At 42.1% G+C, this 20,967-nt stretch carries 18 protein-coding genes; all 18 read right to left on the bottom strand.

Translation table 11 applies throughout. The features are described 5' to 3' along the window. Positions 1 to 121: 121 nt before the first annotated feature. Complete coding sequence (cpdA, locus tag J5A60_RS02540) at positions 122 to 949, bottom strand: 3',5'-cyclic-AMP phosphodiesterase (RefSeq protein ID WP_212510474.1); 828 nt, start codon at positions 947 to 949, stop codon at positions 122 to 124. A gap of 66 nt (positions 950 to 1,015) precedes the next feature. After that, the gene (gene nudF, locus J5A60_RS02535) at positions 1,016 to 1,639 is read right to left on the bottom strand and encodes an ADP-ribose diphosphatase (RefSeq protein WP_109103594.1); all 624 of its coding nucleotides are present in this window, start codon (positions 1,637 to 1,639) and stop codon (positions 1,016 to 1,018) included. A 282-nt stretch (positions 1,640 to 1,921) separates the two neighbouring features. Then, positions 1,922 to 2,602 (bottom strand): M15 family metallopeptidase, encoded by a 681-nt coding sequence (locus tag J5A60_RS02530; RefSeq protein ID WP_212510473.1) that lies wholly within the window; start codon positions 2,600 to 2,602, stop codon positions 1,922 to 1,924. A gap of 1 nt (position 2,603) precedes the next feature. After that, a complete protein-coding gene (gene dapE / locus J5A60_RS02525) occupies positions 2,604 to 3,737 on the bottom strand; it encodes a succinyl-diaminopimelate desuccinylase (protein WP_212510472.1) in 1,134 nt (377 codons plus the stop codon). A gap of 124 nt (positions 3,738 to 3,861) precedes the next feature. Further along, positions 3,862 to 5,817, bottom strand: a complete 1,956-nt coding sequence (locus tag J5A60_RS02520; protein ID WP_212510471.1) for a TonB-dependent copper receptor — start codon at positions 5,815 to 5,817, stop codon at positions 3,862 to 3,864. Positions 5,818 to 6,117: 300 nt separating this feature from the next. After that, a complete protein-coding gene (locus J5A60_RS02515) occupies positions 6,118 to 6,462 on the bottom strand; it encodes an ArsC family reductase (RefSeq protein ID WP_212510470.1) in 345 nt (114 codons plus the stop codon). Positions 6,463 to 6,546: 84 nt separating this feature from the next. Continuing rightward, positions 6,547 to 8,430, bottom strand: coding sequence for a molecular chaperone HtpG (htpG, locus tag J5A60_RS02510; protein ID WP_212510469.1), 1,884 nt, complete (start codon positions 8,428 to 8,430; stop codon positions 6,547 to 6,549). Between the two features lie 133 nt (positions 8,431 to 8,563). Beyond that, positions 8,564 to 9,727 (bottom strand): chorismate mutase, encoded by a 1,164-nt coding sequence (locus J5A60_RS02505; RefSeq protein ID WP_048750689.1) that lies wholly within the window; start codon positions 9,725 to 9,727, stop codon positions 8,564 to 8,566. A 145-nt stretch (positions 9,728 to 9,872) separates the two neighbouring features. Further along, on the bottom strand, positions 9,873 to 10,325 hold the full coding sequence (locus J5A60_RS02500; RefSeq protein ID WP_212510770.1) for a hypothetical protein: 453 nt from the start codon (positions 10,323 to 10,325) through the stop codon (positions 9,873 to 9,875). Positions 10,326 to 10,494: 169 nt separating this feature from the next. After that, positions 10,495 to 11,412, bottom strand: coding sequence for a UDP-3-O-acyl-N-acetylglucosamine deacetylase (lpxC, locus tag J5A60_RS02495; RefSeq protein ID WP_212510468.1), 918 nt, complete (start codon positions 11,410 to 11,412; stop codon positions 10,495 to 10,497). Between the two features lie 43 nt (positions 11,413 to 11,455). After that, the gene (gene ftsZ, locus J5A60_RS02490; RefSeq protein WP_212510467.1) at positions 11,456 to 12,742 is read right to left on the bottom strand and encodes a cell division protein FtsZ; all 1,287 of its coding nucleotides are present in this window, start codon (positions 12,740 to 12,742) and stop codon (positions 11,456 to 11,458) included. 87 nt (positions 12,743 to 12,829) lie between these two features. Further along, positions 12,830 to 14,110 (bottom strand): cell division protein FtsA, encoded by a 1,281-nt coding sequence (gene ftsA / locus J5A60_RS02485; protein ID WP_048750686.1) that lies wholly within the window; start codon positions 14,108 to 14,110, stop codon positions 12,830 to 12,832. 22 nt (positions 14,111 to 14,132) lie between these two features. Beyond that, the gene (locus J5A60_RS02480) at positions 14,133 to 14,900 is read right to left on the bottom strand and encodes a cell division protein FtsQ/DivIB (protein WP_006717319.1); all 768 of its coding nucleotides are present in this window, start codon (positions 14,898 to 14,900) and stop codon (positions 14,133 to 14,135) included. Further along, the gene (locus J5A60_RS02475; protein ID WP_212510466.1) at positions 14,897 to 15,826 is read right to left on the bottom strand and encodes a D-alanine--D-alanine ligase; all 930 of its coding nucleotides are present in this window, start codon (positions 15,824 to 15,826) and stop codon (positions 14,897 to 14,899) included. Before J5A60_RS02475 ends, J5A60_RS02480 begins: the two co-directional genes overlap by 4 nt. A gap of 12 nt (positions 15,827 to 15,838) precedes the next feature. After that, the gene (murC, locus tag J5A60_RS02470) at positions 15,839 to 17,269 is read right to left on the bottom strand and encodes a UDP-N-acetylmuramate--L-alanine ligase (RefSeq protein ID WP_212510465.1); all 1,431 of its coding nucleotides are present in this window, start codon (positions 17,267 to 17,269) and stop codon (positions 15,839 to 15,841) included. A 59-nt stretch (positions 17,270 to 17,328) separates the two neighbouring features. Continuing rightward, positions 17,329 to 18,393, bottom strand: a complete 1,065-nt coding sequence (murG, locus tag J5A60_RS02465; protein WP_212510464.1) for an undecaprenyldiphospho-muramoylpentapeptide beta-N-acetylglucosaminyltransferase — start codon at positions 18,391 to 18,393, stop codon at positions 17,329 to 17,331. A 45-nt stretch (positions 18,394 to 18,438) separates the two neighbouring features. Continuing rightward, positions 18,439 to 19,629, bottom strand: coding sequence for a putative lipid II flippase FtsW (gene ftsW, locus J5A60_RS02460; protein ID WP_109432794.1), 1,191 nt, complete (start codon positions 19,627 to 19,629; stop codon positions 18,439 to 18,441). Positions 19,630 to 19,644: 15 nt separating this feature from the next. Then, a complete protein-coding gene (gene murD, locus J5A60_RS02455) occupies positions 19,645 to 20,949 on the bottom strand; it encodes a UDP-N-acetylmuramoyl-L-alanine--D-glutamate ligase (protein ID WP_212510463.1) in 1,305 nt (434 codons plus the stop codon). Between the last annotated feature and the right edge of the window lie 18 nt (positions 20,950 to 20,967).

The raw sequence follows: 20,967 nt of genomic DNA, 5'->3' as shown, positions 1-20,967 counted from the left end.
AAAAAATTGGCGGGAATTATAGCAGTTTTAAACGACCAAGTGCGTTGAAGTGCGGTGGATTCTAATAAAAAATAAAGGGGATAAAAAATCCCCTTTAAAAAATGACCGCACTTTTCAACAATTAATAACCTTCAACCTGCATATTCGGTAAAAAGGATGCCTGTTGAATACGTTTTACACGGGTTTCAATATGCCCGTCAGCATGTAAATCAATTTCGCGCCAGCCGGGTTGTGCAACATCCAGTGCAAAAGTGTTGCTGTCCGCTTTAAATTGGATACACGTAGAAGGCGTTGCCATCACTTGATAACCAAGCCATTCACTATCCACTTGTTGGTGAATGTGTCCGTATAGTAAGGCTTTGACATGCTTAAATGGCGCTAATACTTCCACCAATTCATTGGCATTACGTAAGTTATGTTGATCCAACCAAGCAGAACCGGTGGAAAGAAGATGATGATGCAATACAACCAAAGAATAGCGTTCAGGATATTCCTGCAATTTTAGCTTTAACCAATCCAGCTCTTCCGCTTCTAATTGTCCGTGTGGCACGCCCTGCACTTGGCTATCCAAAAGCAAAATTTGCCACTTATCCCCTAACAAAATATGTTTTTTCGCGCTGACAGTCTCTTCCTTTAGAATTTCAAACATTTTCGGCTGAAAATCATGATTCCCGGGGATCCAAAAGACCATTTTGTTGTTGAGCGCTTTCACGTCTTGACGAAAACGCAAGTAGCCCTCATCACTATTATCCTGTACTAAATCGCCTGTTGCTAACACAAGATCATAGTCGTATTGCTGTTGTTGAATTTCACTTAAAACTTGGGAAAAACTTGCTTGCGTATTGATGCCCAACAATTCACCATTAGTGTCTTTAAAAAGATGCGGATCCGTAATTTGAACAATACGGAACACGTCTTGTTGGGTGTTATATTGATAGGTATTTAACAAAGTAAACTCCTACTACTTAATATGAAACTTAGTCTAAATTACCTATGTCGTCAGATAATAAAATGCTTACAGCCATTGCTCTTTCAATTTTCGGTAATTTAACTCTAGCCATTGTAATCCGATTACCGCAATGCCATTATCAATCTTACCCTCACAAAGCCATTGATATGCTGTTTCCCTACTCACGACATGAACACGAATATCTTCATTCTCTTCTGCCAAACCGTGTAATCCGCCGACTGTGGTGCTATCCACTTTACCGACAAAAACGTGAATACGCTCAAGCACGCCACCCGGGCTATCCCATACGCTCAAACAATGTTGCATATGAGAAATTTTCGCGCCGGCTTCTTCTTCACTTTCTCGTAATGCCACAGATTCCGGGGTTTCACCTTCCTCCACCATGCCGGCAATAAGTTCTAAAAGCCAAGGTGATTGAGTTGACGTTGGATCATAAGCACCGATACGCACCTGCTCTACCAACACCACGTTATCTAACACGGGGTCGTAGGCCACCATGGCAGATGCAGCACCTTTGATGAGCAACTCACGGGTCACCGTACCGCTCCAACCGCCGGCAAAAAGTTTATGTTTGAATTGAACTTTATTTAGCTTAAAAAAACCTTGATAAATCGTTTCATTCTTCAAAATTTCAATATCTTTTTGAGTAAACTGCTGAAACTGATACATCTTTATCTCCCTAAATTACAGCTAGCGAGTAGGATACTTTCATTCAGTGCAAAAAAAAATGTAATTCTTTGTAAAATTTCCGGATTTTTGAAGTAGCTCACAAAAGTCTAAGAGAAGAAAAGAGAAGAAAAGAGAAGAAAAGAGAAGAAAAGAGAAGAAAAGAGAAGAAAAGAGATGTGATAGAAATGTAACAACACATAAATCCAAAAAGTGCGGTGTGTTTTTAACGTATTTTTCACTGCTGAAAAGTTCACTAAAAACACACCGTACTTTTTAATCAATCTATACAAAATACTGTTCAAAAATTTGAGGAAAATGCTGCTGTAATGTAGCCTTGCCAGCAATTTCTTCTTTTTCCCATGCCTGTAGCAACAACTCTGCGGAAAAAAGTTGTTTTGCTTTCTCCGCCAATGGTATGTAGCTGATATGCCAAGGTTCACGCCCGATTTTTTTCTCTGCCGGCATTTGCATAAAAGGCAAACTAAAATCAAAGTGCGGTAGATTTTCAGTGAGAAATTCACTCAGTTCAAAGAAATAACCGCCTTTTTCATATTCCCAAGGCTCAAGCTGCAAGGATTGACCTTGAGGCAAAAGATCAGGATCGAAAATGTCAATTTCCGTGCCCCAATGATGGCGACTTGCCCCCGGTAGCGCCGACCAACGTAAAATAGCTCGCGCTTTTTGCCAATCGTCCAAGTGGGTCAAATCTAACGCATTGCCTGCATCATCATGCACTTTACGTTCACCGTTAAATTTGCCGTTCCAGATAAGTTGTTGGCGCGCAAAATCACGAAAGCTGCTGGCGGGTTGTAAATTAAAGCCATTTTTGGCCGCACTTTGTTGCAGCCCTTGAAAGGCGTTCATTGCCTGCGCCTGCAAAAAATGATGAGGCGAATGCGGTGTCGGCAAATTCACCAAATGTTCTCGCGATTTGCCGGTCAAGATGTCAGGGGTTAATTTCATCTTATTTGCCCAATAAATTGACTAACATTTGATGATAAATCTGACCGCACTTGGCGAGATCCTCTACGTTCACACACTCATTGACTTTATGAATGGTCGCGTTAAGCGGCCCAAACTCCACCACTTCTGCGCCCATCAACGCAATAAAGCGCCCATCAGAGGTGCCACCACCGGTTTCCGTTTCTGGCGTAATGCCTGTGGTTTGCTCGATAGCTGCGGTTAACGCATCTAATAATTTACCCGGTTTGGTTAAAAACGGTTTGCCGGAAAGATTCCACTCAATGCGATATTTCAATCCCTGTTTTTCCAGCATTTCAGCGACTTTCTGTTTGATGATTTCATCGGTAACTTCCGTGCAATAACGCAAATTAAATTGCACGTAAAGCTCGCCCGGAATCACGTTATTACTGCCCGTACCGGCATGAATATTGGCGATTTGCAAGCTGGTTGGCGGGAAAAATTCATTGCCGTTATCCCACTGATAGGTTGTCAACTCTTGTAGGAATGGCGCGGCTTTATGAATCGGATTTTCCGCTAAATGCGGATATGCCACATGGCCTTGAACGCCTTGAATATAGAGGTTGCCTGTAATCGAACCGCGACGACCATTTTTGACCACATCGCCCAAAGTTTTCGAACTGGACGGTTCGCCCACCATGCAATACGTGATTTTCTCACCGCGCGCCATTAAGCTTTCTACCACACGTACCGTGCCATCTTTCGCTGTAGCCTCCTCATCGGAGGTAATCAATAAGGCAATCGTACCGTCGTGATTTGGATTGGCTTTCACATATTCTTCCGCTGCTACAATCATCGCTGCCAGCGATCCTTTCATATCGGCAGCACCGCGACCATAAAGCATATCATCTACAATTTCTGCAGAAAACGGCGGATAAGCCCATTGGCTTTCATCCCCTGTTGGCACCACATCCGTATGCCCGGCAAAGACAATCACAGGCTCACCAGAACCATGCTTTGCCCATAAATTTAAGGTGTCGTTAAAAGGCATCCATTCAATTTGAAAGCCTAATTTTTCTAAACGTTCGGCAATGAGTTGCTGACAGCCTTCGTCACTCGGACTGATGGAAGGACGGCGGATAAGCGATTGAGATAATTGAATAATATGGTGTTTCATAGTATTGAGGAAATTGGCAGAATAAGTAAAAGTGCGGTGTAATTTAACAAAATTTCTTTTTTATTTAAATCTTATTGAACAAAAAATGGATAGCTTGGCTATCCATTTTGTTATTTTTGCAACATCAAAATTGCACTTGTAATCGCATCCAATATTGGCGACCAGGTTCATTTACCCGCGTGGTTTGTACCCCTGCAGAAGGATCGGCACCTTTGCTGACGAATTCGGCATAGGATTTATCAAAGAGATTATCAATACCACCCTGTAAAGTCACATATTTGTTAATCTTCCATCCTGCGTTTAAGGACAATGTGCCAAATCCGGCTGATGGGCCAATGTCTTGCCCGACAATATTACCTTGTCCTTCGGCATAACGTTTTTGGGCAGAAACCAAGCGCCATAACAAACCTGCGCTCAAGGTATCGTTATCCCAAGTTAATGAGTTTTTCCATTCTAACGGAGGCGTTTGAGCCAGCGGGCGATCATCAGTACGGTTTTTACCGTAGGTGTAGGCCAGGCTGCTGCCAATTTCCCAGTGTTCGGCAAATTTCCATTTACCTTCAACCTCACCGCCTAAACGGGTCGCTTTCACATTGCGGGCTGTCGCATTGTTATTTATGCTTTCTAACATAATAAAATTATGCACATCACTGCCAAAAAACGAGAGGGAAAGATCAAAAACATCATTTTTCCAAATCAGTCCCGTATCAATTTGACGGTTCTGTTCTTTATTCAACACTTGGCTTACACGACGCTCCCAATAATCCGGCGCACGCTCGGCAACGCCTAAACCGGCATAATATTTAATGCCATTGATTTCTTCTTCCCAACGGAAGAAACCCGCATGTAAATCATAGGTGCGTTTTTTATTCGGATGATTTACCATCAAGGTGTCGTATTCCGCCTTCACTTCATCATAACGATAACCTGCTATGAACTTACGGCTATCATTAACCGTCCATGCCCCTTCTGCAAATCCGCCCCATTGGGTAAAGTTTTGTTGCGGCTGATAAGGTTTATGCGTATAGCCTTCACCGCGCATTTCCATACGAGCAAGGTGTTTGTCACGCATATAATCAATTCCGGTCTGCAAATTAATATCCGCCCAATCAAAGGTCGCTTTTAGGTGTCCGGTGTCTGTTTCACGTTTTGGATTCATTGCTTTTTTGACTTGATTTCCCATCATACGCAAATAGCGCAGGCTATAAGTATCCATCACATGATCGATCTTGCTTTGACCGTAGCGCAACTCAAGCTCGGTAAACCATGGCGCAATATTACGTTGCACAAAACGCACATTCCATGCATCGCGGTCAAACTTCCTACCGTCCATCATACGATCCGCATAAGCCGCCTCACCACGGCTACGCTCATAGGTTCCTGTCAGCAATGTATTTTCTGTCGGAGTAAGGCCAAGTTGTAACATTTGGTTACGGCGTTCAAACGAAGAATGAATGCGATTACCGTCGCCATCTTTGTAATTGCCGGCTTCATTATGTGACACACTAGTACGTAAATAACCGTATTTACCGCCGGCCATCGCATCAAAATAAGCATCATGACGTTTATTTCCGCCAAGCGTTAGGCTGCCGTTTAAATACGTGTTTTGTGTATCAAATTCAGGCTCTTTTCGCACAAAACGCACCGCGCCGGCAACCAACCCCGTACCTTGCGTCACCGTTTGTGGTCCTTTAGTCACCACCACTTCGTCGTAAGCCGATGGGAAAATATATGCTGTAGGTGGATCCATTCGGTTGCTACAACCGCCATGAATAAATTGATCATCCGCCTGAATACTCAAACGGGAGCCACCCAATCCACGAAATAAAGGATCGCCTGAACTCCCGCCTTTACGAATCACACTCATATTTGCAACGGATTGCAATAAATCGGCCCCATCACCGGCCGGCAACGGTTGAAGCGTCGTTTTAGGGTTAAGTTTTACCGTATTCGCACTCTTTTGCGACACGCCGGTCACTACAATCGGAGCAAGTGAGGTGGTAGATTGAGGCTCCTCCGCAAACGCATTGGATAAAAAGAACGGAAGAGGAAGAAGGGCAAAATAAGATTTGTTATTCATAAGCAATCCTTTGTTTCTTTAATTCACGAAAATGGATTCCAAAATCCAAGCATATTAAATATTCCAAACAACTAAGCCACATGAAACATTTATCACACCAGTAATTAACATTTGCAACAATATGATAATAAATCTTATTCCCATTAATAACAAAAAGCAAGGTGATAAAACGCCTGCAAAAATAACCGCACTTTCGGCCAAGCAAATCCCTACCACAAAAAAAGTGGGCGACAATGCCACAATCAAAGTAATAATTACAACAGCTATAAACGGTTAAAAATAGATTTTCTTCGGGTCACATTATTTAAACGCGGATTCATACTCTTTTGCATCAAAACCAATTAACGTTTTGCCGTCCTGCAAAATAATCGGGCGTTTAATTAAGGTCGGATTGTCTGCTAACACAGAAAGTGCGGTGGCTTTTGACAATGTTTTTTTGACGTTTTCATCGAGATTGCGCCAAGTCGTGCTACGTTTATTGACTAAATTTTCCCAACCGAATTGCGCTTCGGCTTGCTGTAAAAAAGCGGTATCTAAACCGTCCACTCGATAATCATGGAGTTTATGTTCGATGTTGTGATCCGCAAGCCATTTCAAGGCTTTTTTCACGGTGTCACAGTTTTTAATGCCGTAAACGGTAATCATATTTTCACCTCAAAAAAATAAAAAAATCCTCAATCTTATTCAGACTGAGGATTTTAACCATTACATTAATCAATCACAAATAGATTAACCCAATAACTTATTGATGCGCTTAATAAACGCCGCCGGATTTTCTAATGAACCGCGCTCTGCAAGCATGGCTTGCTCTAGCAACAATTCCACCCAATCGGCAAATTCCGCTTCATCGGCAATATCAGCAGCTTTTTTCACCAAATGATGTTCCGGGTTAAGTTCAAAGGTGTATTTCACTTCCGGCACAGGTTGACCTGCCGCAGCAAAAAGTTTTGCCATTTGTGTGGTCATTTGGTCATTACCGGTAGAAACTACTGCCGGTGTATCCGTTAAACGGTGAGTTAAACGTACCTCTTTCACGCGTTCGCCCAGCAAGTTTTTTACGCGCTCAATAAAACTATCAAAGGCTTTATCTTGTTCTTTTTGCGCTTCGGTTTCTTCTTTGTCCGCCAAATCGCCTAAATCCAAATCCGCTTTCGTAATAGTTTGGAGCGCTTTGCCATCAAATTCCGTTAAGTAACTTAACATCCATTCATCAATACGATCGGAAAGCAATAAGACTTCAATGCCTTTTTTATTGAACAATTCCAAGTGTGGGCTGTTTTTCGCCGCCACATAGCTGTCTGCTGTGATGTAATAGATGGCTTTTTGCCCTTCTTTCATGCGGGCAACATAGTCTTCTAATGACACGGTTTGTTCACTGCTGTCATTGTGGGTAGAGGCAAAACGCAATAATTTCGCAATGGCTTCTTTATTGCCAAAATCTTCTGCCGGACCTTCTTTTAACACTAAGCCAAATTCTTTCCAGAACTGCTGATATTTGTCGGCATCCTCTTTCGCCAATTTCTCTAACATTTGCAACGAACGTTTGGTTAAAGCTTTGCGTAGCGCTGCTGTAGTTTTGTTATCCTGCAAAATTTCACGGGATACGTTTAACGGCAAATCATTGCTATCAATTAACCCACGCATAAAACGCAGATAATTCGGCATGAATTGCTCCGCATCATCCATAATAAACACGCGTTGTACATAGAGTTTCAAGCCGTGTTTGTGTTCACGGTTGAATAAATCCCAAGGCGCTTTCGACGGCACATAAAGCAAACTGGTGTACTCTTGGTTACCTTCCACTTTGTTGTGCGCCCACAATAACGGATCCCCAAAATCATGGCTTAAATGTTTATAAAACTCTTTGTATTCCTCATCGGAGATGTCGTTTTTAGAACGTGTCCAAAGGGCATCCGATTTATTGATTTTTTCCCATTTTTCACCAATTTCTTTGCCTTCGTCATCATATTCTTTGGTGAGCATTTCCACCGGCAAACCAATATGATCGGAATATTTTCCGATAATTTCACGCAAACGCCATTCGTTTAAGTATTCTTTTTCATCCTCACGTAAATGTAAAATCACGTCAGTGCCACGGGATTTTTTCTCAATATCCGCCACGGAATACTCGCCTTCCCCGGCAGATTCCCAAAGCACGCCTTTATCAGGCGCCTCACCTGCCGCACGGGTTTTCACCGTCACTTTATCGGCAACGATAAACGCCGAATAGAAGCCCACACCGAATTGACCGATGAGCTGACTATCTTTCGCTTGATCTTGTCCAAGTGCGGTCAAAAATTCTTTTGTTCCAGATTTGGCAATCGTACCTAAATGATCGATCACTTGTTCACGAGTCATCCCAATCCCGTTATCGCTGATGGTGAGAGTGCCTTTATCCGCATCAAAACTGACGCGCACACGCAATTCGCCGTCACCTTCATATAAAGCCGGATTAGAAAGGGCTTTGAAACGCAGTTTATCTGCCGCATCGGAGGCATTTGAAATCAGCTCACGCAAGAAAATTTCTTTATTAGAATATAAAGAATGGATCATTAATTGGAGAAGTTGTTTGACTTCCGATTGGAAGCCACGGGTTTCTTGATTTGTACTCATACTCTTCCTACTTATATTGAATAAATTGAAAACGTTATGGATATAAGTGCGGAAGGTGAAATTTCAAGAGCAGGAAAGAAGAAAAGTGCGGTGGAAAATTTATCTGTTTTTCCACCGCACTTTCTTTAGATATTTATTTCGGCAAAGCTGTTGGCTTCACAATTTCGCTGGGGTAACAGCCAAGAATTTTGAGATAATGACTAAATTGTTTTAATTCTTCCAACGCCGATTGCGTATCAGGATGATGAATATTGGCTTCAATTTCCAAATAAAACATCTCCTCCCAAGGCTTGCCATAAATCGGACGTGATTCCAATTTTGTCATGTTGATATGGTGTTTTTTAAATACCAACAACGCATCGACCAAAGCGCCCGCCTGTTGCCCCGTACTCATTAACAATAGGGTTTTTGTATGGATCTGCGGTGAAACACTGTGCGGCTTTTTGGCAATGACAATAAAGCGTGTAATATTATTTTCCTGATTGGCAACATTACGCTTCAGCACGTTCAAACCATATAACTTGCCACCATCCTCATTGCCCAAAGCGGCAATATTCGGTTTATTCAAGCCTGCAACTAATTGCATGGCGTGCGAGCTACTTTTGCAATATTCAATATGCACACGTTCTAAGCCGTGAATAAAGTGGCTGCATTGCTGAATCACTTGGGGATGACTGTATAACGTATCGATTTTACTTAAATCATCTTGCCCATTCACCAAGACACAATGTTGAATGGGGTAAGCCAATTCACCTACCAAAAACAAATCGGTGTGCTGCAATAGGTCATAAACTTCGTTTATGGCACCGGATGTCGTATTTTCTAATGGAAGAACCCCATAATCGGCTTCCGCGTTTTGTACTTTAGCAAAAACCTCATCAAAACTGGCACAACTTATTTCCACTAATTCTTCTTGGTATCGAGTGGCATAATTACGCGCTGCCAAATGAGAATAAGATCCTCGCTTACCTAAAAAGGCGATATGAATATTCTGTTCACGTTGCGCATTCAGTTTTTTCTGCAAATACACTTGTTGCGTCAGCACCGAATCTTCAATAATTTTTTGGAAAATTGAGGTGATGTATTGCGGTTCTAATTGGTAATTTTCATTTTCGGCAAATTGCACCAACTCTTGTAGTAATTGCTCCTCACGCTCTGCATCACGCAACGGTTTCTGGGTAAGTTCCTTGCTACGAACAACATCAAATGCTAAACGATGACGCTCAGAAAGAAGCTTTAACAAACGGCGATCAATTTGGGTAATTTGTTGTCGAATTTCACTTAAATCCAATGACATAAGCTTTCCTTTATTTAAATACTAAGACATCTTTCTCTATTCACATTTAGTGATGTCAATAAAGCCCGTATTCATTCATAAACGACTTATTTATTCTGAAATGGGCATAGGAAACATTGCTATTTTTAACCGCACTTTAAGCCTGTTATTGATGCATTAGGCTCTCAATATTTTCAGGCACGTCCCTACCATCTGCGGAAAACTCCATCAACATGGAAGAAATCGTTTCTTTTTTACATTGATAACGTTTAATCAATTTTCCACTCTGATCTTGACGAATATCCAAAGAAACGTTGGTATAGCCTGTTTTATCCGAAGCATCTTCCCTAACCAGAAACCAACGATTATCACCGGACTTAGGAGGAAAATATATTGTACTTTGCGTTGCATAGGGTTGAAGGTAAATCTTATCTATTGTTGTTTCAACCACTACGGCATTATCAAGAGATAAACTAAACAACTGACTTTCCGGAGCAAAAATAAGTTTTAAATCCTTCCCCTCAAATGTCCTGCAAGTAACGGCATCAACAATCACATCACTTGCTGCAAAAGTCACATTGGATAAGCTTAATAGAAATAGAAAGAAGAATTTTTTCATTTGGATTTCTCTGTTAGGTTATGGATTATTGGTATTCATTAAATCAAAAGACAAATAAAAACATTTTAATTTCTGACCGCACTTTTTATAAGCCACACTAATAAAATGCCTTTTAAAGGATAAAAAAAAGCTATATTTCATTGAAATATAGCTTTTAAGAAAATATTTTTTAAATCAAAACTTGAGCAGGAGCAACATAACCTTGCGGAACTTGTTGTTTGTCTTCAAAGGTGACAAATTCCCAAGCCTCTTGATTATCTAATACCGCTCTTAATAATTTATTATTCAAACCATGACCTGATTTATAGGCTTTGAAATCACCAATGATGTTATAACCACACATATATAAATCGCCGATAGCATCTAACATTTTGTGACGAACCAATTCATCTTTAAAACGTAAACCATCTTCATTCAAAATGCGGTAATCATCAAGCACGATGGCATTATCTAAACTTCCGCCCAACGCCAAACCTTGTGATTGAAGATATTCGATATCCTTCATGAAACCAAAGGTTCTAGCACGACTAATTTGTTGAACAAAAGCCTGCGCAGAAAAATCCATCACATAGTTACGTACATTTTTACTAATTGCCGGATGGTTGAAATCAATAGTGAAATCTAAACGGAAACCGTTATAAGGGGAGAACTCAGCCCATTTATCACCGTCTTCTACACGCACTTTTTGCTTAATACGAATGAATTTCTTCGGTACATTCTGTTCTTCAATGCCGGCATCAAGCAATAAATAAATAAATGGACTTGCACTACCATCCATAATTGGAATTTCAGGTGCATCAACCTCAATAATTACATTATCAATACCCAAACCTGCTAATGCCGCGTTTAGGTGTTCAACTGTTGAAATGCGCACACCTTGTTCATTCACTAAGCAAGTGCAAAGCATAGTATCGCGCACCGAATTAGCATTCGCAGGGAATGTAACAGGCGGATTCAAATCAGTACGGCAATAAACAACACCAGTATTTGGCATTGCAGGACGTAAAATCAATGTCACCTTATTGCCACTGTGTAATCCCACACCTGTTACTTTTATGCTTTGTTTTAAGGTTCTTTGCTTAATCATAATCTGTCTCTTAACGTATTGTTACACAACAAAATAATTGTCATTATTTGTCGTTATTACGCATAAATCCTTGAACGTTAAATAAATTCGTATCTTTCAAGCGTTCAGTAATTGGGGTATCTAAATCATCTCTACGATGATTTTGAACATTCTGTTGATGATTTTCATCTTGGGAGTTTTGACTATAACTTTGCGGTCGAGTTCCTAAACCACCAAAAGAAGTATTTACCGGTTGAAGTCCTGGTTGTGAATTTTGTACAACTTGTGGTCGTGGTGAAATTTGAATTTCAGGTGCATCAGGCTCACCAATACCAGTTGCTACAATAGTTACTCGAATTTCATCGACCATATCCGGTACGAGCGTTGTACCAATAACAACCGTCGCCTCTTCAGATGCAAACGCTTTAACCGTATCACCAACAGCGTAAAACTCAGATAATCCTAAATCCATTCCAGCGGTAATATTTACTAATACGCCTCTTGCCCCGGACAAGTCAACGCGTTCTAATAAATCACTTTTCACAGCAATCTTAGCTGCATCTTCTGCACGACCTTCTCCAGGCGCACTTTTGGCGGAACCGAAACCAATCATAGCCTGTCCCATCTCAGACATGACGGTTCGCACGTCAGCAAAGTCCACGTTAATTAACCCCGGGGAAGTAATCATATCTGAGATGCCAGTAACGGAATTGCGTAGAACATCATTTGCAGCAGAAAAGGCTTGCATGAGCGTTGCATTTTTAGGCATAACCTTAGCTAACTGCTCATTCGGAATGATAATCAAGGAGTCTACATGTTTTGATAATTCTTTAATTCCCATTTCAGCGAACATCATTCGTTTTTTACCTTCAAAGGAAAACGGTTTTGTTACGACTGCAACAGTAAGAATACCTAATTCTTTTGCAATTTGAGCAACAATTGGAGCGGCACCAGTACCTGTACCACCACCCATACCGGCAGCGATAAATACCATGTCGGCACCCTCTAGCATCTTACGAATAGCATCTTGGTCATCTTCAGCCGCTTTACGTCCAACATTAGGGTTTGCACCTGCCCCCAGCCCTTTTGTCGTTTCTGCTCCAATCTGAACTGTTTGCTGGGCTTGGCTTTTACGAAGAGCTTGAGCATCAGTATTTACTGAATAAAATTCAATCTTGCCATGTTCATCCGTATTTATGATGGATTCATCAATTAGAGTACCGCCAACTTCTTTTTCTAAAACACTGGCGACCATGTGGTTAATAGCATTACCACCGCCACCACCAACACCGACAACTTTAATCAGCGCGCCACTCATTTCACCAAGATCGTACTCTACTGGCTCAAACATAATTATCTATTCTCCGTTAATGCCGACATACCATCAGCATAAATTAAAGCCCAAATTTTGCATATTGTAGATGAAAAATCAAAATTCTCAAAATTCTGACCGCACTTTATTAAAGATTTTTTTCAGTACATTACCGCAGGAATTTAGGAAATTACTTCCAGAATTTTCCTCATGAATCAATCCATCATCTTCATTGCTATGTTCATACTGAAGCAAACCAATAACAGTTGAATATTGCGGTTTATTTACATAATCCGTCAAACCGGTAATATTTAACGGACTACCTATTCTTACTTGATGATTAGAACCAAAAACCTCTTCGGCACATTCTTTTAAGTCTTCAATTTGAGCACCACCACCAGTAATAACAACTCCTGCGATAAGCTCACATTTCATATTTTTGGATTCTAAATCTGCTTTTAAACGCAACCATTCATTTTTAACTAAACCAAGCAATTCTTTATAACGCGCTGATGTTACAAATGACAGTTGTTCTTTTGTTAATACGCGAGGCCCGCGACCACCAATGCCTGAAACTTCAATTTTCTTATCTGCATGATATTTTGGTGGCATTAATGCACTACCATGGTTAACTTTAATACTTTCCGCTTCCATTCTGGAAGCAGCACAAGCATAGGCAATATCATCGGTAACGCGATTTCCAGCGTAAGGAATCACCTTGCTAAAGCGCAAAGCACCATTGATATACACCATGATATCCATCGTACCCGCACCAAAATCGACTAAACAAACCCCTAAGTCTTTTTCATCCTCTGTTAATACAGAATAACTTGAAGCCAAACCGGAGAACACAATTTTATCGACTTTTAATTTACAGCGTTCTACCGCTTTTTTCAGGTTATTCAACCAATCCTGATGACAAGCAATCAAATGAGTTTGTGCTTTCAAACGAACACCTTGTAATCCCAATGGATTTTTAATATTCATTTGTTTATCAACGGCAAATTCTTGCGGAATAATATGCAACAAAGACAACCCTTCCGGCATTTTAACCGAACTTGCCGTATGAATCGCAGAATCAATTTCATCTTGCGTCACTTCGCCTTCTGCAATAGGCACAAAACCATTTTCATTAAGGCTCTGAATATGCTCTCCAGTAATGGCTAAGGTCACGCTCATAATGCGACAGTCAGCGACTGACTCTGCTGCTTCAATTGCACGTTGAATAGAGGTAACTACCGCATTTAAATCAGTAATACTTCCTTTATCAATCCCCTTTGAAGGACAACTGCCGACGCCAAGGACATTTACCACACCGTCAGGCAATACCTCACCAACGACTGCAACAACTTTAGAAGTGCCCACTTCTAAACCAACAATGGTCTTTGATTCCACAATTTTAGACATATTCTAACTTCACACTTAATAATTAATTTAAATCAACCATACCCACTGTAGCACCGGAGGCATAACGCAAATCGACATAGGAGATTTTCTTATTTTCAGGCACTTCAATTTGGGGATAAATTGTGACAAAACGATCCAGTTTTGTTTTCCATTCACCACGCCCCAACTTCAGCACCACATCATTATCCAGCACGACTTGCCAAGCACCACGTGCATCAATGGCTACCGCTTTAAGCGTTAAACCTTTCTGTTTTAAATCAGCATAAATTCTATTCCATGCATCCAACACTTTTTCACTTTGGAAGTCAGGGCCGGCTAAACGAGGTAAATGAGTTTCTTTTAACTTACTCATTGGCAATTGGAAAACTGCACCATCCTCGGACAAAAAGTCGCTTTCATTCCAAATAGCAATCGGTTTATATTCGGTCACCCAAATGCTCAATCTGTTCGGCCACATTTTGCGAACAACCGCCCCTTTTACCCAAGGCATTGTTTCAATTTGTTCACGAATGGCATCAATATCTTGACCAAAAAAGCCTTTTAAATCGCCCATTTTTAATAAAGCATCACGCACATCGGCATCTGTCGTGAAATTGGGCGAGCCAACCAACGCAAAAGCACTGATAGGCTTACTATCTAATTTTTCTAGGAAATTTTGCCAATTTGAATAAGAATAGAACAATATCCCAACGCATAATAGCACAAGTAATAATTTAATTTGCACAAAAACTTTGGGTTTCGGCTCACCATATCTTATATTTTGTGTGGTTTTGCGTTTTAGTAAATTCATTCCGCACTCAACTCTAAAATTCTCTCAACCAACTGCTCAAAAGAGTAACCGACTGTTGCCGCTGATTTTGGGAATAAACTATGGCTAGTCATACCAGGATTCGTGTTGACTTCCACTAAACGGAAGTTTCCTTCCGCATCCGCAATCACATCAATACGGCTCCAACCACGGCACCCCACCACATCATAGGCCTGCTTAACTAAATGGCGAAGCTCTTGCTCACGTTCATCACTTAACCCAGCCGGACAAAAATACTGTGTATTATCAGAAATGTATTTTGCATCATAATCATAGAACTCACCTTCAGGCACGATTTTAATGGAAGGTAACACTTCGTTATCCAGTACCGGCACAGTGAATTCATCACCGGCAAGCCATTCTTCAATGAGTACGGTGCGATCAAATTTAAGTGCAAAATCCACCGCACTTTCCAACTCTTCAATCGCTTTCACTTTGGTTAACCCCACACTAGACCCTTCTAAAGAGGGTTTCACCATCAACGGTAAGCCGAGTTTTTTGACCACTGACTCAGGGGTTAAGTTTGCTCTATTTTCCACGGTAACAATTTCCATTTCAGCAACCGGCAAACCAAAGGCTTTCCACAACATTTTGGTACGCATTTTGTCCATGGTAAGCGCAGAAGTCATCACGCCACAGCCGGTATAAGGAATGCCGATTTGCTCCAGCAACCCTTGCATCGTGCCGTCTTCACCACCGCGGCCATGCAAAATATTAAAGACACGATCAAACCCTTGCTCTTTTAATGTCGCCACCGGAAATTCTTTCGGATCAATTGGGTGAGCGTCATACCCTTGTTTACGCAATGCATTTAATACTGCAGTTCCTGAATTTAAAGACACCTCACGTTCGGCTGAGGTTCCGCCCAATAATACGGCGATTTTTTCTTGTTTTAATGTTTTACTCATCTTGCTATCCACTTATTCTTTTGTCCAACGTTCGACTAACTGGCGTGAAAGCTTACTCACGCTGCCGGCGCCTTGCGCCAAAATTAAATCTCCATCTTGAATGAGATGATCAAGCACCTCACCTAACTGCGCTGTATCAGACACCAAAACCGGGTCCACTTTGCCAAGATTGCGAATAGAACGACATAATGCTTTACTATCAGCACCCACAATAGGCGCCTCACCGGCGGGATACACATCCAACATAATCAAGGCATCGACTTGAGACAATACTTGCACAAAATCATCAAATAAATCACGGGTGCGGGAATAGCGGTGTGGTTGGAAAATCATCACAATCCGCTTATTTTCCCAGCCCTGACGAGCAGCTTGAATAGTGACGCCCACTTCTGTCGGATGGTGACCATAATCGTCCACCAACATCACTTTACCGTTCGGGCGAATAAATTGTCCTAACTGATCGAAACGACGCCCTGCACCTTGGAAATCGGCTAACGCAGCTAAAATCGCTTCATTTGTAATACCTTCTTCTTTGGCTACAACCAATGCTGCCGTTGCATTTAAGGCATTATGGCGTCCCGGCACATTCAGCAATACATCAATCCGTTCACCACTCGGGCAAATCACCGTGTAATGACCTTGGAAACCGGTTTGTTGATAATCTTCAATACGATAATCGGCATTCTCACTGAAACCGTAAGTAATCACCTGACGCCCAACTTGTGACACCAAGCTCATTAAATCGGCATCATCGGCACATAACACGGCTAGCCCATAAAATGGCAAATTATGTAAGAAATTCACATAGGTTTGCTTCATTTCATCAAAATCACCGTGATAGGTATCCATATGATCCGGCTCAATATTCGTCACGATAGAAATCATCGGTTGCAAATGCAAGAAAGAGGCATCACTTTCATCAGCTTCGGCAATCAAATAACGGCTACGCCCTAAATGTGCATTCGTCCCGGCCGATTTCACCAAACCACCATTCACAAAAGTCGGATCCAAACCTGCTTCCGCATAAATCATAGAAACCATCGCGGTGGTCGTCGTTTTACCGTGCGTACCGGCAACCGCAATGCCATGACGAAAACGCATTAATTCCGCCAACATTTGCGCACGTTGAATCACCGGAATACGCGCTTCTTTTGCCGCCACCACTTCAGGGTTATCATCACGAATCGCAGAAGAAATCACCACCACACTGGCACCGGTAATATTTTCTGCTTTATGCCCAATAAAAACTTTGGCGCCGGCACAAGCTAAACGCTGAGTCACCGCACTTTCCGCAATATCAGAACCGGAAATATGATATCCCTCATTCAATAAAATTTCGGCAATACCACACATCCCCGCGCCACCGATACCGATAAAATGAATTTGCTTCACTCGGCGCATTTCCGGAATGATGTCTCTAATCTGTTGATGATAGTTATCCATGAATATGTCCTTTTTACTCAGTCGTTCAAAACAGTTGAAAAAACGACCGCACTTATAATTTAATTTGCCACGTCTTCAATCACGTCAGCGACCCGCTTAGCCGCTAACGGTGTTGCCTTACTTTTTGCCTTTAACGCCATGGCTAATAATGTTTCACGATCTGCCAACAGCGGGGTTAACGCATTCAACAGACGCTCTTCCGTAAATTCCGGCTGTTCAATGATCAGCGCAGCCCCCGCATCCGCTAAATATTTGGCATTCAAAAATTGCTGACGGTCTTTATGTTGGAAAGGCACGAAGATGGCCGGTACACCTACTGCCGCCAACTCGCACACCGTCAATGCGCCCGAGCGACAAATCACAATGTCCGCCCAAGCATAAGCTTCTGCCATGTCATCAATAAATTCAGTCGCCACGCCATTTTGATTTGCCTGATAGATTTCCTCAATGCCGGCTAAATTGCCCTTACCTACTTGGTGACGCACATAAATCTCCAAACCTTGGACACTGAGTTTCTCTGCAACTTTTGGCACAGTTTGATTTAACACGCGCGCCCCTTGGCTACCGCCGACCACTAAAATACGCAAGGTTTTATCACGCGTGGCAAAACGTGTTTCTGGGGATTCGGTTTGGAATAAATCACGACGTACGGGATTTCCTACCACTTCAGCATGAGAAAAGGCATTTGGAAAGGCTTGCAACACCCGCGCAGCAATTTTAGATAACCAATTATTGGTTAACCCCGCAATGGCATTTTGTTCATGCAATACCACCGGCACGCCGCAAAGTTTTGCCGCGATACCACCCGGGCCCGAAACATAGCCCCCCATGCCTAATACCGCATTAGGTTGGTATTGTTGAATAATTTTACGCGCCTGACACACCGCGCGCAAAATAGCAAAAGGCGCCAATAATAAACTCTTGATGCCCTTGCCACGTAAACCTGAGATTTGGATAAATTCAATGGGAATGCCATGTTTTGGTACGAGTTGGGCTTCCATACGATCTTTGGTGCCCAGCCAGCGAATTTCCCAACCTTGCTGTTGTAATTCTTGTGCAACGGCAATGGCAGGAAAAACATGTCCGCCTGTTCCACCTGCCATCACTAATAATTTTTTACCCATATCTTTTCTCTAAAAATACTCAAAAAACCGACCGCACTTTAGGCTTTAATCGTCTCGCAATCTCGCTTGACCACCACGCATTAAACGATTTTCATGGTCAATGCGCAATAATATGCCGACAGTGACCGACATAATGATAATACTCGAACCACCGTAACTGATCAGCGGGAAGGTTAAGCCTTTCGTTGGCAACATGCCGAGAGCCATACCAAGGTTTACAAAACCTTGGAAGAAAATCCAAAAGCTAATACCGAAAGCCAAAAAGCCTTTAAAACGTTGCTCTAATATTAGGGATTCTCGTCCAATTTTCATGGCGCGGAAAACCAATAAACCAAGCAAAATAATAATCACTAAAATGCCGAAAAAGCCAAATTCTTCACCCACGATTGCCATAACAAAGTCAGTGTGCGCTTCCGGTAAATATTCTAGTTTCAGTACGGAATTGCCTAACCCTTCTCCGAAAAATCCGCCTCGACCGAATGCCATTAAAGAGTTGGATAATTGGAAACCGGTGCCATAAGGGTCTTTGAAGGGGTCCATAAAGCCGGTGATACGTTTAAGACGATAAGCAGAAGAAAGTACCAGCCACACGAACATCAATGCAGCAAAACCAAATAAAAGAAGGAATTGTCCAAATTTTGCACCGATAATAAATAGCAAACCGAAGGTAATGACAAATAAAACGACGGTGCTACCTAAGTCTGGTTGCATCAATAAGAAACAACCTAACAATCCCATCACCAAAAATGGCTTAACCGCACTTAACTTGCGACTACGCACCTCATCATAACGACGGGTAAAATAACTGGCGAGGAAACAAGTTAAGGCTAACTTGGCAAATTCCGCCGGTTGAAAATTGAATAAAACCATTGGGATCCAACGACGGGCACCATTCACCTCTCGCCCAATACCAGGGATCATCACAAGGAAAAGCAAAACCAACGCAATGCCAAACAATCTAACATGCCATTTTTCCCATTTATCCATGGAAATTTGCAAAGTGAAATAACAGGTTACGCAGGAAAGAAAAATATAAATCATATCCCGCTTGGCAAAATAAAACGGATCGCCATGTAAACGTGTTCCTACCGGAATGGAAGCGGAAGACACCGCCAGTAAACCAATAAGCAATAGCACGAGATACAACCACAATAACGCACGATCATATAATAAACTCGCCGGTGTAATCGTCGTTGTTTGTTGCCAAGTTGTTTTCAGTTTAGCCCAAAATTCCATGAATAAAATCCGTCTTTAACTTAAACGAGCCAAACGCGTGAACTCATCGCCACGTGCTTCAAAACAAGGGAATTGGTCCAAGCTTGCACAGGCCGGGGATAACAATACCATGTCCCCCGCTTGTAACTGCGGACGAATTGCTGCAATGGCCTGCTCCATGGTGTCGAATAATTGACTTTGTGACGAAAGTGCAGCTAACTGTTTACCATCCTGCCCAAAGCAATAACAAAAAATATGCGGTTGATTAATTAATGTCGCCAATTCAGAAAAATCTGCGCCTTTGCCATCACCACCGAGTAATAAATAGAGTTTCCCGGCGACCTGTAAACCGGTTAATGCAGCAACCGTACTACCGACATTGGTTGCTTTTGAATCATTAATCCAACGCACGCCGTGCGCCATATACGCCACTTGGAAACGGTGTTCCAAGCCACCGAACTCGCGAAGTGCGGTCTGAATTCCCAACAAATTAATACCGGCGGCTTGTGCTAAGGCAATTGCAGCCAAGGCATTCATGTAATTATGACGACCGGTTAATTTCATTTCATCACAAGCTAAAATCGCCTCATCACGCGCCATTAAATAGGTTTTCTGGTTTTCGTTTTTCAGCCAATAATCCGCATGATGTTCCGCAAAACTCACTTGTTTTTCCGGGTGTTGAGTGGTTGGCAGAGTGAGCGGGTCTTCTCCGTTAACCACGGCCGTTTGGCAATTGTCGTAGATTTTTAATTTCGCATGGCGATAATCCTGTAAATCCACGTAACGATTCATATGATCTTCGGTGACATTCAACACCGTTGCCGCCACGGTTTTTAGCGAATAGGTGGTTTCTAACTGGAAGCTAGAAAGCTCCAAAACGTAAATATCATGTGATTGATTTAATAGAGAAAGCGCAGGAATACCGATATTACCGCCCATGCCAACGCTCAAACCGGCGGCTTTTGCCATTTCTGCAACCAATGTGGTCACAGTACTTTTCCCATTAGAACCGGTAATGGCCACAATCGGTTTATCCGCTTCTCGACAGAACAGCTCAATATCGCCGACGACTTCGACACCGGCTTGAAGTGCGGTCTGAATTTCTGGCGTTTTTACCGCAAGCCCCGGGCTAATCACAATCAAATCACTTTCTAAGAGCCATTGCTGGTTTAAACCGCCGGTATGCAGAGGAATGGCTTTATCAAGTTGTTCTGCCCCTGCCGGTGCGTTACGCGTATCAATGACACGAACATCAGCATGTTTAGCACGCAGAAAATCAACACAGGATAACCCTGTTTTGCCAAGTCCGATAACAGTGACTTTTTTATCTTGATATTGCATGAAATTCTCTCTCAAAAA

This window comes from Aggregatibacter sp. oral taxon 513 (genome assembly GCF_018128305.1).
GTDB classification, from domain to species: Bacteria; Pseudomonadota; Gammaproteobacteria; order Enterobacterales; family Pasteurellaceae; genus Aggregatibacter; species Aggregatibacter segnis_A.
The sequence above is the reverse complement of the archived record's forward strand: the minus strand, read 5'-3'. Positions and strand labels throughout refer to the sequence as shown.